The organism is Mesonia algae (assembly GCF_003253545.1).
In the GTDB taxonomy this organism is placed as follows: Bacteria; Bacteroidota; Bacteroidia; order Flavobacteriales; family Flavobacteriaceae; genus Mesonia; species Mesonia algae.
Map to the genome: position 1 here is coordinate 81,421 of NZ_QKYV01000003.1, position 15,579 is coordinate 96,999.

General features: G+C 32.3%; 14 protein-coding genes. 12 read left to right on the plus strand and 2 right to left on the minus strand.

Annotation, left to right across the window (positions count from 1 at the left end; genetic code table 11):
* Positions 1-167 precede the first annotated feature (167 nt).
* From LX95_RS05650 to LX95_RS05665, 4 genes are all read left to right on the plus strand, one after another.
* A complete protein-coding gene (locus tag LX95_RS05650) occupies positions 168-992 on the plus strand; it encodes a thymidylate synthase (RefSeq protein ID WP_111540470.1) in 825 nt (274 codons plus the stop codon).
* Between the two features lie 11 nt (positions 993-1,003).
* Positions 1,004-1,408: an energy transducer TonB gene (locus tag LX95_RS05655; RefSeq protein WP_111540471.1), complete on the plus strand. Its 405-nt coding sequence runs from the start codon at positions 1,004-1,006 to the stop codon at positions 1,406-1,408.
* Between the two features lie 108 nt (positions 1,409-1,516).
* Positions 1,517-2,683 carry an ergothioneine biosynthesis protein EgtB gene (gene egtB / locus LX95_RS05660; protein ID WP_111540472.1) on the plus strand — a complete coding sequence of 389 codons (1,167 nt, stop codon included), beginning with the start codon at positions 1,517-1,519 and terminating at the stop codon, positions 2,681-2,683.
* A gap of 16 nt (positions 2,684-2,699) precedes the next feature.
* Entirely contained in the window at positions 2,700-3,668 is a 969-nt protein-coding gene (locus LX95_RS05665; protein ID WP_111540473.1) for an L-histidine N(alpha)-methyltransferase, read from the plus strand.
* Positions 3,669-3,822: 154 nt separating this feature from the next.
* On the opposite strand, the gene LX95_RS05670 is transcribed toward LX95_RS05665, so the two are convergent.
* A complete protein-coding gene (locus tag LX95_RS05670) occupies positions 3,823-4,137 on the minus strand; it encodes a hypothetical protein (RefSeq protein WP_111540474.1) in 315 nt (104 codons plus the stop codon).
* A gap of 6 nt (positions 4,138-4,143) precedes the next feature.
* Positions 4,144-5,220 (minus strand): aminotransferase class V-fold PLP-dependent enzyme, encoded by a 1,077-nt coding sequence (locus tag LX95_RS05675; RefSeq protein WP_111540475.1) that lies wholly within the window; start codon positions 5,218-5,220, stop codon positions 4,144-4,146.
* 59 nt (positions 5,221-5,279) lie between these two features.
* On the opposite strand from LX95_RS05675, the gene LX95_RS05680 reads away from it, so the two are divergent.
* From LX95_RS05680 to LX95_RS05715, 8 genes are all read left to right on the plus strand, one after another.
* Entirely contained in the window at positions 5,280-5,720 is a 441-nt protein-coding gene (locus tag LX95_RS05680) for a 2TM domain-containing protein (protein WP_111540476.1), read from the plus strand.
* Between the two features lies 1 nt (position 5,721).
* Positions 5,722-6,204 (plus strand): dihydrofolate reductase, encoded by a 483-nt coding sequence (locus LX95_RS05685; RefSeq protein ID WP_111540477.1) that lies wholly within the window; start codon positions 5,722-5,724, stop codon positions 6,202-6,204.
* A gap of 2 nt (positions 6,205-6,206) precedes the next feature.
* On the plus strand, positions 6,207-7,061 hold the full coding sequence (locus tag LX95_RS05690; RefSeq protein WP_170116583.1) for a fructosamine kinase family protein: 855 nt from the start codon (positions 6,207-6,209) through the stop codon (positions 7,059-7,061).
* 98 nt (positions 7,062-7,159) lie between these two features.
* A complete protein-coding gene (locus LX95_RS05695) occupies positions 7,160-7,660 on the plus strand; it encodes a pyridoxamine 5'-phosphate oxidase family protein (protein WP_111540479.1) in 501 nt (166 codons plus the stop codon).
* 97 nt (positions 7,661-7,757) lie between these two features.
* Complete coding sequence (fabD, locus tag LX95_RS05700; protein ID WP_111540480.1) at positions 7,758-8,639, plus strand: ACP S-malonyltransferase; 882 nt, start codon at positions 7,758-7,760, stop codon at positions 8,637-8,639.
* A 13-nt stretch (positions 8,640-8,652) separates the two neighbouring features.
* On the plus strand, positions 8,653-11,031 hold the full coding sequence (locus tag LX95_RS05705) for a hypothetical protein (RefSeq protein WP_111540481.1): 2,379 nt from the start codon (positions 8,653-8,655) through the stop codon (positions 11,029-11,031).
* Positions 11,032-11,069: 38 nt separating this feature from the next.
* Positions 11,070-13,475 (plus strand): RNA polymerase beta'' subunit family protein, encoded by a 2,406-nt coding sequence (locus tag LX95_RS05710; protein ID WP_111540482.1) that lies wholly within the window; start codon positions 11,070-11,072, stop codon positions 13,473-13,475.
* Positions 13,472-15,574, plus strand: a complete 2,103-nt coding sequence (locus LX95_RS05715) for a leucine-rich repeat domain-containing protein (protein ID WP_111540483.1) — start codon at positions 13,472-13,474, stop codon at positions 15,572-15,574. Before LX95_RS05710 ends, LX95_RS05715 begins: the two co-directional genes overlap by 4 nt.
* Positions 15,575-15,579 lie beyond the last annotated feature (5 nt).

Sequence of the window (15,579 nt, forward strand, 5' to 3'; positions counted from 1 at the left end):
ATCTTTTATCATTCATTTTTAGCTTCTTTTTATATTTTTACCAAAAGACTTGCGTTAGGGATTAAGCGATTTGTTGAAGCTCTTTTGTTTTGTCATTTCGAACAGAGTCGAGAAACAAAACAAAAAGCGACTTGCGAAAGCCCGCCCGAACGCCCAAAATACTATTCATGAAACAATATCACGATTTACTTCAACACGTTTTAGAACACGGTAATGAAAAAGGAGACCGCACAGGGACAGGTACTAAAAGTGTTTTTGGCTACCAAATGCGTTTTGATTTGAGTGAAGGCTTCCCCATGGTGACCACCAAGAAGTTGCATTTAAAATCAATTGTTCATGAACTTTTATGGTTTCTAAAAGGAGACACCAACATAAAATACTTACAAGATAACGGAGTACGAATTTGGAATGAATGGGCAGATGAAAACGGGGATTTAGGTCCGGTTTACGGTCATCAATGGCGCAATTGGAACAGCGAAGAGATTGATCAAATTAAAGATATTGTAGAGACCCTAAAGAAAAATCCTAACAGCAGAAGAATGTTAGTTTCTGCGTGGAATCCTAGCGTAATGCCAGATACATCGGTCTCATTTGATGAAAATGTGGCTAACGGAAAAGCGGCTTTACCACCTTGTCATGCCTTTTTTCAGTTTTATGTAGCCAACGGTAAATTGTCTTGTCAACTTTATCAACGAAGCGCCGATATTTTTCTTGGCGTTCCTTTCAATATTGCTTCTTATGCATTGTTTACCATGATGATGGCGCAAGTGTGCGGCTACGAAGCAGGAGATTTCATTCATACCTTTGGTGATGCTCACATTTATAATAACCACCAAGAGCAAGTAGAATTACAGCTTTCTCGAGAGCCCAGAGAACTTCCTAAAATGGTTATTAATCCAGAAGTGAAAGATATCTTTGGCTTTGTTTTTGAAGATTTTACCTTAGAAAACTACCAACCACATCCGCATATTAAAGCTAAAGTTGCGGTTTAAAACCAATAATTATGAAAAAATATATCTTTATTTTAACCTTAATCCTTACCTCATCGTTTGGGTTTTCTCAAACTGCATCAGGCAACAAAGTATCTTCTAAAGAAGTAGCTCCCGTTTGGCCAGGGTGCGAGGAAAGTAGTCAAAAATCAAATTGCTTTAATCAAATGCTAGCCAAGCATATTCAGCAAAATTTTAAATTTCCAAAAGGTTATAGCTCCGAAGATAAAGGCACACGAGTAATTGTAAGTTTTGTAGTAGATAAGACAGGGAAAACCAAAATTCTTGAAACTACTGGCGGAAGAGAACTTTTACAAAAAGAAGCCGAAAGAAATATTCTTGCTATTCCAAAAATGAAACCGGGTCATCTTAACGGAAAAGCTCGAGCTATAAAATATAAAGTGCCTTTTACTTTTTAAACCTACGACCTTCCCATTGAGAAGGTTTTTTTTGGCGTTAACATACCTTAAAGATTTTCGTATTTAAAATTGTGTAACTTTGAGATGAGTTGCAAAAAAACACTCATTATGAAAATACACCAAGATCTTTTGGAAGAATTAATAGCTACTCGAAATGCTACCGAGACTATTTGTAAACCATTACAAATTGAAGATTACGTAGTGCAACCTGTAGAGTTCGTTTCTCCACCAAAATGGCATTTAGGGCACACTACTTGGTTTTTTGAAGAGTTTGTTTTAAAAGAAAACGCTCCCGATTATGAATTGTTTCATAAAGATTTTGCTTTTGTATTTAATAGCTATTATGAAAGTGTAGGCGAAAAAGTCGTTAGAACCAATAGAGGGAACTTATCTCGTCCTGGGGTAGAAAAAATCTATGCGTACCGTGCGTATGTAACTCAAGCTTTAATCGATTTTTTAGAAAAAAATGAGATTACTAAAGAATTAGAAGATGTCATTGAAATTGGAGTGCATCATGAAAAGCAGCATCAAGAACTCTTAATAACCGACATTAAATATATTTTAGGCAATAACCCTTTACTACCTGCTTACAGCAATAACTTTGAAGAAAATGAAATTGATAAGCACAATCAAGAATGGTTAAACATTCCTAAAGGTTTATACACGATTGGTCATAGCAATACACATGAATTTTGTTATGACAATGAGCGAGGCGTGCATCAAGTTTACATCCATGATTTCTTTATTTCTAACAAACTTGTTACTAATGAAGAATATGTGGAATTTATCGAAGCTGGCGGATATGAAAATGTGCTACTATGGCATGCAGAAGCATGGGACTGGCTTCAACAAGAAAACATTAAAGCTCCTGCCTATTGGCATCGCATAAAAGACAAGTGGTATCAATACACCCTTGGCGGATTAATTCCGTTAACGGAAAAAGCTCCGCTTACCCATATTTCTTATTATGAAGCTTTTGCCTTTGCTCAATGGAAAGAAATGCGCCTTCCAACAGAGTTTGAATGGGAAGCCGCTCAACATAAATTTCATTGGGGAAAACGTTGGGAATGGACCGAAAGTGCTTATTCCCCTTACCCCAATTACAAAAAGCCAGATGGAGCTCTAGGAGAATACAATGGTAAATTTATGGTGAACCAAAAAGTATTAAGAGGAGGCTCTATTGCAACGGCAAAAAATCACACTAGAATTACCTATAGAAATTTCTTTCATCCGCATTTAAGATGGCAGTTTAACGGATTAAGACTGGCCAAATAATTTCCTACCTATCACTATGAAAAAAGAAAATACGACTACATACACTTCAGACTTTGCCCAAGATGTGCACGAAGGCCTTACTCAATACCCCAAATATTTATCTTCAAAATTTATTTATGATGAAAAAGGAGATAAGTTATTTCAGGACATTATGAACATGCCTGAATACTACTTGACCAATTGCGAGTTTAATATCCTTAAAAAACATACTTCGCTTATCGCGGATTATTTTAATGGAGAAAAAGGCTTTGATTTGATTGAACTAGGAGCTGGCGATGGCAAGAAAACTAAGATCTTATTACAACACCTCGTAGATAAAAATTACGATTTTAAATATTCTCCCGTAGATATAAGTCAGCATATTTTAGATGATTTAGAACACTCACTGCAAAAGAAAATCCCTGAAGTTTCAGTAGAAACATTACAAGGTTCTTATTTTAAGGTTTTAGAAAATTTAGCCGATTATAATACGCGCAAAAAAGCGATTATGGTTTTAGGTTCTAATATTGGCAACTTGATGCACGATAAAGCGATTGAATTTCTTAAAAACATTCAAGTGGCTATGAGTGACGAAGATATGTTGTTTATGGGCTTTGACCAAAAGAAAAACCCAGAGACCATTCTCAATGCTTACAATGACCCTACGGGAATTACAGAACGCTTTAATAAAAATCTTTTGGTTCGCATCAACAAGGAGCTAGATGCTAATTTTGATACTGAAAATTTTAAACATTGGGAAACTTACGATCCTGAAACGGGGACCGCAAAGAGCTTTTTGGTAAGCCTAAAAGAACAAGAAGTATCGATTAATGAACTCAACCTTAATATTAATTTTAAAGCTTGGGAAACCATACATACCGAAATCTCTCAAAAATATGACGATGAAGTCGTAGAATGGCTCGCCGATGAGGCCGGTCTTAAAGTCATCGAATTCTTTACCGACGACAAAGGTTTTTATAAAAACTATATTTTTAAGAAGAAGTAAAATAAAAAGAGCCAGATTATATTTATTCTGGCTCTTTAAAAATAAAGTTATAATACTATTTATAAATGTACTCCTGAAATATAGATTATAGGGAATGGTTCGTTTTTACAAAGAGAAAACTTCAGATCAATTTCTTTATTTGTAAGTTTTTTATTTAATATTTTTTTAAAACTTTCTTACCAATAGGATAATAATATATATTAGTATCCCCTTTAATAGAAAATGAAATTGCTGTAGTAAAACTCATATCATAATCTAAAAGTTCTTTTTCCTTTTTAGAATTAAATAGATATTTACCTTCTCCAATTATTTTAACTTTTATAATTGTATCAACAACTTCTTTTTTAAGATTAACTTTAGATAAAATAGATTTTTGAAAATTTTTCTTATTAGAAATCAAAATCTCTGATTGTTGAGAAAATGTTAAGTTACTTACCAAAAATGATACTATTAAAATAAATAATTTCATACTATTTTACCTTCTTAAAATTTTCATCAACACTTCTAAATCCTCCAACGTATTGTAATAATGAAAACCAACTCTAATCCCGTTACCGCGTTGCGAGCAAATAATTCCGTTTTGTGTGAGTCGATGAAATATTTTTTCGTCGCCTTTTAAATTAAAAATAGTAGCGTTTTTTTCTCGTTTTACTACACAATCTTCTAACAAACCTAATTGGGTAAATTGTTTTTTTGCTTCCGCGGAAAGCGTTTGGAGTTGTTTCTCTATCGCTTGTTTTCCTATTTTTTCTTGCAGCTCTAAAGCAACTTTTATGCTTCCTATATTGGTATAATTAAGGTGGCCTGGTTCTAACCTTCCGATTAGCGTATTTCCTTCTTCTTTATATTTTCCTATGTGAGAGCCAAAACCTTCCGTTTTTGGGGAGATTCTTTGTTCGGCTTCTTTGCTAAACATAAAAAAACCATTTCCAAAACCAGCGTTGAGCCATTTGTAAGCACTCGCTCCCAACACATCTATTCCAGATATTGAAAAATTAAATTCCTCGGTCCCTAAATATTGTGTTCCATCGGCGATGATAAGCAATTGAGGAAATCTCTTTTTAAGTTCTTGCAGAAAAGAAAGGTCAATTTTAATTCCGTTAAGGTATTGTACCAGACTCAGTGCTAAAACTTGAGGGTTTTCAGCTTCAATTTTTTGTAAGATATTCTGTTCTAGATGTTCGCTAATCTTAGTATAATGAATTTTAAAATTTCTAGCTTCTACCGCTAAATTAACAGAAGGGTAATCGTTTTCTAAAAGCAAAAACGTAGTATCTTTAGGTAAGCCTTCTAAAATGGTATTGAATCCAAAAGTAAAATTAGGAACCAACGCTATCCTAGCTGCTTCGGCGGTAAAAAACTGAGCGAGCTTTTCTCTTGTTTCTGCTAAAGTTTTTGCTTCTTTATCTCTATTTAAACTTCCTTGCGTTAATAAGTCTATATTTTTATCTTGCTGATAGTCAAAAACCTCTCTTGATAGTAATCCTGTTGCCGCAGTATTTAAGTAAGTATTATGTTCTATAAGCGGGAAGTGTTTTATTAAATTATTCATAAGCTTTAAATAAGTGCCTCAAAAATGTTAAATTTGAATACTACTAATTTACAGTTATTATGAGTTCTACACATACGAAATCTTCTAAAATAGATCCGCAGCAGCGATCACTTATTGAAAACGCTCAAAGAAGAATTAAGCAAAAGAAAAGACTTACGGCTCATTTTGTTGTTTTCTTAGCCGGTTCTATCCTTTTTATCATTCTTAATTTAGTATTAAAGTTTGGAGAAAACTTTAGACCTTTTAATACCGATTGGTTTGTATGGGCAATTTTAGCTTGGTTTTTCTTTTTACTGATTCATTTTATAAACGTTTTTCTTATCAATACGTTTATGGGAAAGGAATGGGAAGAAAAGCAATTGGAAAAACTCGTAGAGAAACAGCAGTTAAAAATTGAACAACTACAGCAAAAAGTAGATAAAGAACATCCTTTACCTCAAGGTCGTTTTCAAGATGACTCTGATTTTAAGAAACCCGATAACCCTTTAATCAATTCTTAATATGCTTACGATAATTGCTGCAGCAGGAGAAAATAATGAATTAGGAAAGGATAATGACTTGGTTTGGCATCTACCCGATGATTTTAAGCGATTTAAAAAATTGACGACTGGACATTGCATTATTATGGGAAGAAAAACATTTGAATCTTTTCCCAAACCTCTTCCTAACCGAACACATATTGTTCTTACTCGAGATAAAGAATATCAGCCTCAAGGTTGTACAGTAGTTCACCACATAGACGACGCATTGGCTTTTGCCAGTTACGATGAGCAACCGTTTATTATTGGTGGAGGAGAAATATATGAATTGGCATTGCCTTTTGTTCAAAAAATTGAATTGACGCGGGTACACGGTAATTTTGAGGTGGATACCTATTTTCCCGATTTTGATAAAAATAAATGGAAATTAACAGAAGAAGTTTTTCACGAAAAAGATGAAAAGCACGATTATGCGTTCACCTATTTAACCTACATTAGAAAATAAGATTGATCACCAATTCTCTTTTACATACTATTACTGAAAAGGAAAAATTTATAGTTTCTAATATTCAGCAGCTGTATGGTGGAGATATCAATGAAGTTTTTCACGTAAGCACTTCTAACGGTGAAAAGGTTATCAAACTTAACTCAAATACTTATCTACCTCATTTATTTAAAAGAGAGAAAGAAGGTTTAGAAGCTCTTAGCTCTACGCATACATTTATTATTCCTCAAATAGAAGGTTGGGGAGAAATAGAAAATGTTACTTACCTTATCATGAATTATATTTCTTCAGAGGCAGTCACCCAAGATCATTGGGAATTCTTTTCTGAAAACTTGGCTCTTTTGCATCAACAAACACAAGAATATTTTGGCTTCTCTAATGATAATTATATAGGTTCTTTACCCCAAATCAATACGCCTATTTATAAAAATGCGATCGATTTTTACAGAGAATTGAGATTGATACCGCAATTACAATTAGCTCAACAAAGTGGCTTCACGTTTAAAAATGCAGATAGATTTTTAAAAAATTTAGAAAACTTAATTCCTAAAGAAGCTCCAGCATTAATTCACGGAGACTTGTGGAATGGAAATTTTATCGCCACAACCCAAAACCAAATTGCGCTTATAGATCCTGCTACGCATTTTGGCATTAGAGAAATTGATTTAGCCATGATGCAATTATTTGGCGGTTTTCCCGATGTAGTTTTTAAAAGTTATGAGGAACATTTTCTATTAGAAAAAAATTGGAGAGAGCGCCAACCTATATTTCAACTCTATTTTTTATTGGTTCACTTAAATATTTTTGGAAGTTCTTACTTTCCTCGTTGCCAAGAAATCATTAGTCGGTTTTCTTAACCTCATTCACAAAGCTTAACATTCTTACTATATTTTTTAGTATTTCCTTGACGGAAACATTTGATCTACAGCCTTACCTTTAAGAAAAAACTATTGACATGAGTACTGAAAACAAAAACAGTGAAGAAGCTTTAAACAAGCTAAAAGAAATGACTAGCAATATAGAGACCAGTATGATGATCACCAATTTAGGCGATCATCCTTTAGATGCTGTTCCTATGACGCAAAAGAAAATTGATGAGCAAGGAAATATCTGGTTCTTAAGTCCGGGTGATAGCGAACACAATAAAAACATTAGTAAAGATAGTAAAACTCAATTATTATATAGTGATCCTTCCGATAAGCAATTTATAAGTATTTATGGTGATGCAGAGATCGTATTAAAGCAAGAAATTTTAGAAGAATTATATTCAAGCATTTCAGATAACTGGTTTAATGGAGTTAATGACCCCAACTTAACCGCTATTAAATTTGCACCTAAAGAAGCTTATTATTGGGATACTAAATCTAATAAATATATTAGTTTCTTAAAAATGGGGTTGGCAAGCCTTACTGGAAATCAGCAAGATGTTGGAGAAAAAGGTAAACTGAATCTATAAAGTTTAGGTTGAGGTTTTGCTCCAAATGAGGTTTAGGTACAGTTCTTGTACTTAAACCTTTTTTATTACATTTGTTTTTCACCTAAAAAAAACAATTATGAAAGCATTTATATATCCTGGGCAAGGAGCGCAATTTTCTGGAATGGGATTAGACCTTTATGAAAAATACCCACAAGCTCAAGAGATGTTTAATGAAGCGAACAAAATATTAGATTTTTCAATCACTGATGTTATGTTTGAAGGAACCGCAGAGCAATTAAAAGAAACTAAAGTTACTCAGCCTGCTATCTTTCTTCATTCTGTAATATTACATACGATATTAGGAGATCTTGCAAAGCCAGATATGGTTGCAGGTCATTCTTTAGGAGAATTTTCTGCTCTGGTAGCCAATAAGACATTAAAATTTGAAGATGCTCTTAGGTTGGTTTCCCAAAGAGCTTTAGCGATGCAAAAAGCATGTGAACTACAAGAATCTACCATGGCTGCAGTTTTAGGTCTTGAAGATGAATTGGTAGAAGCTGTTTGTGCAGAAACTGAAGGTATTGTCGTGGCTGCAAATTACAACTGTCCTGGGCAATTAGTGATTTCGGGAGAAGTAGCTGCTATAGATAGAGCTTGTGAAGAATTAAAGAAACGCGGAGCAAAAAGAGCTTTAAAACTTCCTGTTGGAGGAGCTTTTCATTCGCCGCTCATGGAACCTGCTAGAGAAGAACTAGCAAAAGCTATAGAAAACACTGACTTTAGTGAACCTATATGCCCTATCTATCAAAATGTAAGCACTTTTGCCGTTAGCTCTCCCGAAGAAATCAAAAAAAATCTAATATTTCAATTGACAGCACCTGTAAAATGGACTCATAGTGTAAAAAATATGATTGCAGATGGCGCCACTTCTTTTACCGAGGTTGGTCCCGGTAAAGTTTTACAAGGTTTAGTAAAAAAAGTAGATAGGACTATGGTTACGACCAGTCCTCAATTATAATTAAAACAATTCTATGCAAAAACTATTCTCTCTATTCGTTTTCTTATTTACTTGTATTACCTTCTCGCAAACTCCTATTCATTCATTTGAAAGGATTAAAGAAGCTCAAAGTAATTTTTTTCAACTCGATAGAGAGAATATTTTTCTCCATTTTAATAAAACCAAATTTGTACCTCAAGAGGGAGTTTGGTTTACAGCCTATTCTTATAGCAGTAAAAATCTATTACCCCATACATCAACTACCAATTTACAAGTCAAGCTTTTTGACAAAAGTGGTAAAGAGGTAGCTTCTAAAGTTATTTTTATATACGAAGGCGTTGGAGAAGGTTTCTTTGATATTACCGAACTGGGTTTGACTCCTGGTATATATCAAATTAAAGCTTCAACAAATTATATGAAAAACTTTAGAGAAGATTTAGCTTTTCATGAAACCATAGAAATTCTAGGTAATTACACTTCCGCGGAAAATTCTCCTTCTGTAAAAAAAGCTTACGATTTGCAGATGTTACCTGAAGGCGGACATTTCTTGACCAATGTTAACAATAGCGTAGGCGTTAAACTTATTGATCAAAATGGAAAAGGAGTTGAATTCTTAAATGCAGAACTTAAAAACAGTAAAAACGAAACAATTACTAACTTCAAATCGAACTCATTTGGTTTGGCTAAATTCAATTTTACACCTACGGTTGGAGAAAAATATAAAGTAGTTGTATATCTAGCTAATGAAAATAACATAACTTCTTCTTTACCTCCTATAAATACAAAGGGAATAGCATTATCGGTCAACAACCTTCATCCCACACAAGTTATTTTATCGATCCAAACCAATAGAGAAACCTTAAAAGAAATTCAGCAAAAGCCTTATACAGTTTTGGTACATCAAAACGGAAATATGAATGCGATGGAATTTCTTTTTCCTAACAATAATACTCAAGTAATATTACCTATTAAAAAATCTTCATTAAATCCTGGGGTTAATACCATTACTATATTTAATGAAAAGAAACAGCCTATTTTAGAGCGATTAGTTTACAAAGAAATAACAGCTAAGAGAATAGATGCATCTGTTTCTTTAAAGAAAAATCATATAGATTCTCTAGAATATGAAGTGCAACTTACAGATAATATAAAGAAAGGAAGTTTAAGTATTTCCGTTTTACCTTCGGCTACTAAATCTTATACCTCCACCCAAAGTATAGCTTCTGCTTTCTTTCTAGAGCCTTATTTAAAAGGACAGGTAGAAAATGCATCATATTATTTTGATAAGGAAAATCCGCGACAGCGATTTTATGATTTAGATTTAGATTTACTTTTACTTACGCAAGGTTGGAGTAAATATAGATGGAATGATGTTTTTAACCATCCTCCAAAAAATTTCTACGAGTCTGAGGTTGGATTTTCCCTTAACGGAAAAGTAAACAATTACAACCCTAAAAAAATTGATCAAGTTTATGTAAAATCTAATCATTCTGGTTTATTTGAAGTTATAGAACTTGATAATACGGGAAATTTTACACTAGACAGTTTATTCGTTATTAAGACTGACTCATTATACATAGGCTCAATAAAGAAAAGAAATGATAAAACTAAAAAGCCACAATTGTTCATTACTGCTTTACCAAAAAATAAAGTAGAGAGTATAGAGAGGCTAAGACTCCCAACTTCTAATAAAAAAGATGTGTATGCTCCAACCAACTTTAATACAAAAAGTTTTATCTCTGATGAAGTATTAGATACCGTGATCTTACAGGGGGAAAATATTAACCGAGTACGTTCTAGATCATCTGCTTTTGAAGATGTTATAGTTTTTGACGAAGATATTTCAAACTTCTACCAATTTTTTTTAGACTATATAATAACTAAGGGTTATGATGTTATTAGAGGAATTAACAATGTTTCCATAAGATCTAGAAGGCAAGTGTCTACAATTAATGGGGTTATCCCTACTAAAGTTTTTATAGATGGTATGCCAATAGACTATGAATTCTCAAATATGCTATTAATCTTGAAAACCAAAGATATCGAAGAGGTAATACTTAACAAGTCTGGCGTAGGTCAAGGTTTATTTGGTGCTGGAGGTACTATTGAAATTATAACGAAAAAAAGCTATGGTTATAAAAATACAAAAGTGAAAGAATTGGCTTTAAAATATGAATTGCAAGATGGGTTTTCTTCTAATAAATCTTTTTATGCTCCCAAATACAGTTCTTTTAGCAGTGAAGATTTTCAAAAATATGGCGTTATTCATTGGGTTCCCTCTTTAAATTTTGATAACCAAAACAGCAAAAGCTTTAAATTTTTAAATACACTTACCGAAGAGATTACTTTTTACATAGAAGGTCTTACCACAGAGGGAAAAATTATTTCAGAAAAAATTAATATAAAACCTTAATTGAAAAAAAGTTTTTATATTGAAGAAATCAATTTTTTATGTTAAAAAAAATTTTATTCTTTAGCCTTTTCCTAATATCTAGCTTTTTATTTTCTCAAGCAAATCCAAAAAATATACGAGAATTAGGAGATAAATATAAAAATTTCTTTAAAGTTCAACCAGATTACCTCTATTTGCATCTCAATAAAACTTCATTTTTTGTAAATGAAACTTTGTGGTTTGCTGCCTACGCTTATAATATTCAACTGCAAGAACCTAATAAGCAAATCACCAATCTTGAAGTGAGTATTTATGATGAAAATCAAAATTTCATTACTCATAAAACTCTTTATATGAATGGTGGAAAAAGTTGGGGTGATTTCAATTTAAATGAAAAAGATTTTAAACCAGGAAAGTATTACATTACGGCTTATACAGAGTATATGAAAAACTTTGAGGAAAAGTCTAGTTTCATACAAATGTTTACGGTTTTGGGACAAGAGAAAGCACAACCCCAAAAAAAATCCCTAGAAAATTATGACCTCCACGTTTTACCTGAAGGCGGACATTTAATTGCGAATATACAAAATACTTTAGGTGTTAAAATGAGTAATTCTAATGCACAAGGTATCCCATTTAAAGCTATTTTTTATAATTCATCACAAGATACTTTAGAAGAGTTTTCATCTAATAAATGGGGCTTTTCTAAATTTACATTTACTCCCGAAACTAATAAAAACTATTTTATAGATTTTATAACCCCAAAAGGTGATACGATTAAACACCAGATGGAACCTTCAGAAAAAGTAGGAGTTAATCTCAATTTACGTTCCTTTAACAAACAAACAGCAGTAATTGAAGTTAAGGGAAATGAGAAAACATTACCTAGTTTACTTCAAAAAAAATATTATTTATCGATTCATAAAGATGGTCTAATGAAAACTTTGGACTTTAAATTTGTAAGAGGTTTTTTGGGCACAAAACTTAAAGTTGATACTGATGAGTTTTTTGATGGAATTAATATTATTACCGTGTTTAATGAAAACTTTCACCCCATTTTAGAACGCTTAATTTACAATCCTTACAAATTAAAGAAACCGAAATTACAAGCTACACTTATAAAAAATCATATTGATTCTTTAGAGATAGGCTTAGAATCTTATAGTAATGAACTTAAAAAGTTAAGTATATCTGTACTACCCTCTAAAACAAATGCTTATCTACCTACAAAAAATATTACTTCTACTTTTAAGCTTAAGCCTTATATAAAAGGATTTATTGAAAAAGAAAATCAATACTTCACCCAGGAAGAACCCTTAAAAAAAAGAATGGAGAATCTAGATTTATTATTATTAACCCAAGGCTGGAGTAAATATAATTGGTATGAAATCTTCTCTGAAATAAAAAAAGAACCTTTCCCACGACATACAGGCTTTGAAATTGTAGGAACGGTTCTAGATAGAAATAAAAAAAGAGATAATGAAGTGTTTATTACTTCTAATCATTCCAATTTATTCGAAACTTTAGCTATAGATGATACCGATCAATTTAAAATAGACAGCCTTTATCTTTTAAAAAACGAAGACATCTCTATTGGTATAATTAATAAAAAAAATAAAAAAATTTCGTTTTCTAACGTTTCGCTATCAACTTACCCTTCTTTTTCACCGCAAACTATAGAGACTTATTTCAAATTTAACTCTAGTTACAAAAGAGAGGTAAATTATAATATTGTAAACCATAAAAAGAATATTTTTACCAAAGACCCAAAGAATTTTTTAAACACCAACGAATTAGAAGCTGTTATGCTTACTAGCAAGGGACGTAAGGATGCTTATGAAAGAATAGATAATTTTACAGAAAAGGTAAACATAAATGAAAATTTGCCAGGAAGCTTTAAATATGTAACTGATTTAATTAAATCTAAAGGTTTTACAGTAGAAAAAACCCCAGATAGTTTGAAGGTATTTTCTAATCGATATTATACTATAACCCCAGGTGCAGGAAATAAGTTTGGTCAAATGACTACCCAAGTGTATATTGACGGAGTCCTTGTGCAACCCCAAGGCCTCACCCTTAGAAATTTAGAAACTGTTGAAATAGAATCTATTAAATTTAATAAGTTAGGAGCAGGAGAAGGTTTATTTGGAGGTGGTGGTGTAATTAGGATCTTAACCAGAAAAGATTCTAGATTTAAACATGATAAAATAAAAAAAACAATAAAAACACTTCAAGCTCAAAACGGCTTTAGCTCTTCGAAAGAATTTTATAATCCAGAATATAACAACTTGCAATCTGATTATTTTTTATATTACGGCACTATTCATTGGGAACCTAACCTTATCATGAAAAATGCTAAAAATTTTAAAATCGTCAATACACTTACTCCTAACTTACTATTACATATTGAAGGATTAGATGAGTCAGGAGACTTAATTTCAGAAATCATACAAATTAATCTATGAAAAAACTATTACTATTAACTATTTGTTTTTTATCTGTATTTAGTACATATAGTCAAGTCCCAACCAGCGAAAGAAATGCGCTTATTGCTATTTACAACGCCCTAGATGGACCTAATTGGGGAAACAGCACCAATTGGAATACTACTCATCCTGTAAATACTTGGGAATATGTGAGTACCGCAATGGTTAATAACCAAGAACATGTAGTTTCTTTAAATTTCACTAACAATAGTGACCTAAGCGGGAATTTCCCTACAGAATTTACAGACTTAACAGAGCTTAAATTATTTATTGCTGAAGGTGCGAATCTTAGCGGACCTATACCAGCCAATATAGGCGACTTAACTAAACTTGAAACTTTTGCTGTCGGCAACCCCAATGGTTGGGGTAATAATCAACTTTCTGGTTCTATACCAGCCTCTATTGTAAATTGTACTCAACTTACGGGATTAGCATTAAATCACAACAAGTTAAGCGGAGATATTCCTGACTTAACAGGTTTACCTAACTTAAATACTCTTTGGATTAATGGGAATCATTTTGAATTTGGAGATTTTGAAGACGAATTTATTATCTACAACACACTAAATTTTGAATACCAAAACCAACGTTTAATTGGTAACAAAGTCACAGAGATTGTTCCTGTAAATTCCAGTTATACCATTACCTCTCCCATTTCTGGAAATAATAATGTTTATGAATGGTACCATAACAGAACGTTAATTCCAGGAGCAACCAACTCTACTTTGCAAGTTACCATTAACAATACGAATGATTACGGAGACTATGTTAGTAAAGTAACCAATACGGTAGTAACAGGTTTAGAGTTAGAAAGTGAAATCATAATGCTAGATGATTACCCAAATAACAAACCTGAATATCCTTTTTTAGCACAACTTTACAGTAATACGAATGGAAGCAGTTGGAATGATAACACAAATTGGTTAGACAACACCAAACCTTTACATGATTGGAAAGGAATTGATATGAAAAATGGAAGGTTAAATTCATTAATATTAATTGATAATAACTTAGATGGCTCTATACCTTCCAATATAGATTTATTAAGTGAAGCAAAATTATTTCGTCTGGATATAAATCAACTTACAGGAAATATTCCCTCGACTATTGGCAATTTAACTAACTTAGAAATATTAGCATTACAACAAAATCAATTAACGGGTAATATCCCTACAAGTATTGGGAATTTAATCAATTTAACTATGTTATGGTTAGATTACAATCTGTTCTCGGGGAGTATTCCTTCTCAAATTGGAAATTTAACCTCTTTGAATCATTTATTATTAGACTCCTGTGGTCTAAGTGGAAATGTCCCTTCTAGTTTCGAGAACTTAGTCAACTTAAGTTGGTTGAGTCTATCTGGTCATAATTGGAATATAAATGGCATAAGCTATAGTAATAATTTGTCAGGAGATTTACCTGACTTTACAAATATGCCATATTTAGGAGCTTTTACTATTAGCCATAATCAATTTGAATTTGCAGATATTGCAAATGAATATGATTATTATGTAAATAATATACCTCAGTTTAGTTTTAACCCTCAATATACGATAGATACTGAAGATGACATCAATATACAACCTGGTGATGATGTTACTTTAACGGTAAATTACCAAGACCCTTCTGGCAAGTTAACAGCCACAAGCACCTTCCAATGGTATAAAGATGATGTTGTTATTCCTGGAGCAACAAATAATTTATACACCATTACCAATGCTCAAACTACAGATAGCGGAGATTATTATTGTAAAATTGTAAACCCGGCTTATCCAGATTTTGAAATCCAGCGCAGAATGATTCATTTAACTGTGGGAGGACTTGACACCCAAAACATTAAAAATGAAATTTTTACTTTTTTCCCAAATCCTGTAAAAGAAACCTTAAACTTAAAGTTAGAACAAAGTGATGCTCAAATACAGCTCTATGATATTCAGGGGAAAGTAATTTTAGAAGTGAAAAGCATAAATGAAGATAAATTACAACTTAATTTGTCTTCCTTACCAAACGGAACCTACTTTTTAAAAGTTAGAATGATAGACGGTTCTACTTCCGTAAAGAAAATCATTAAACAATAAACCAA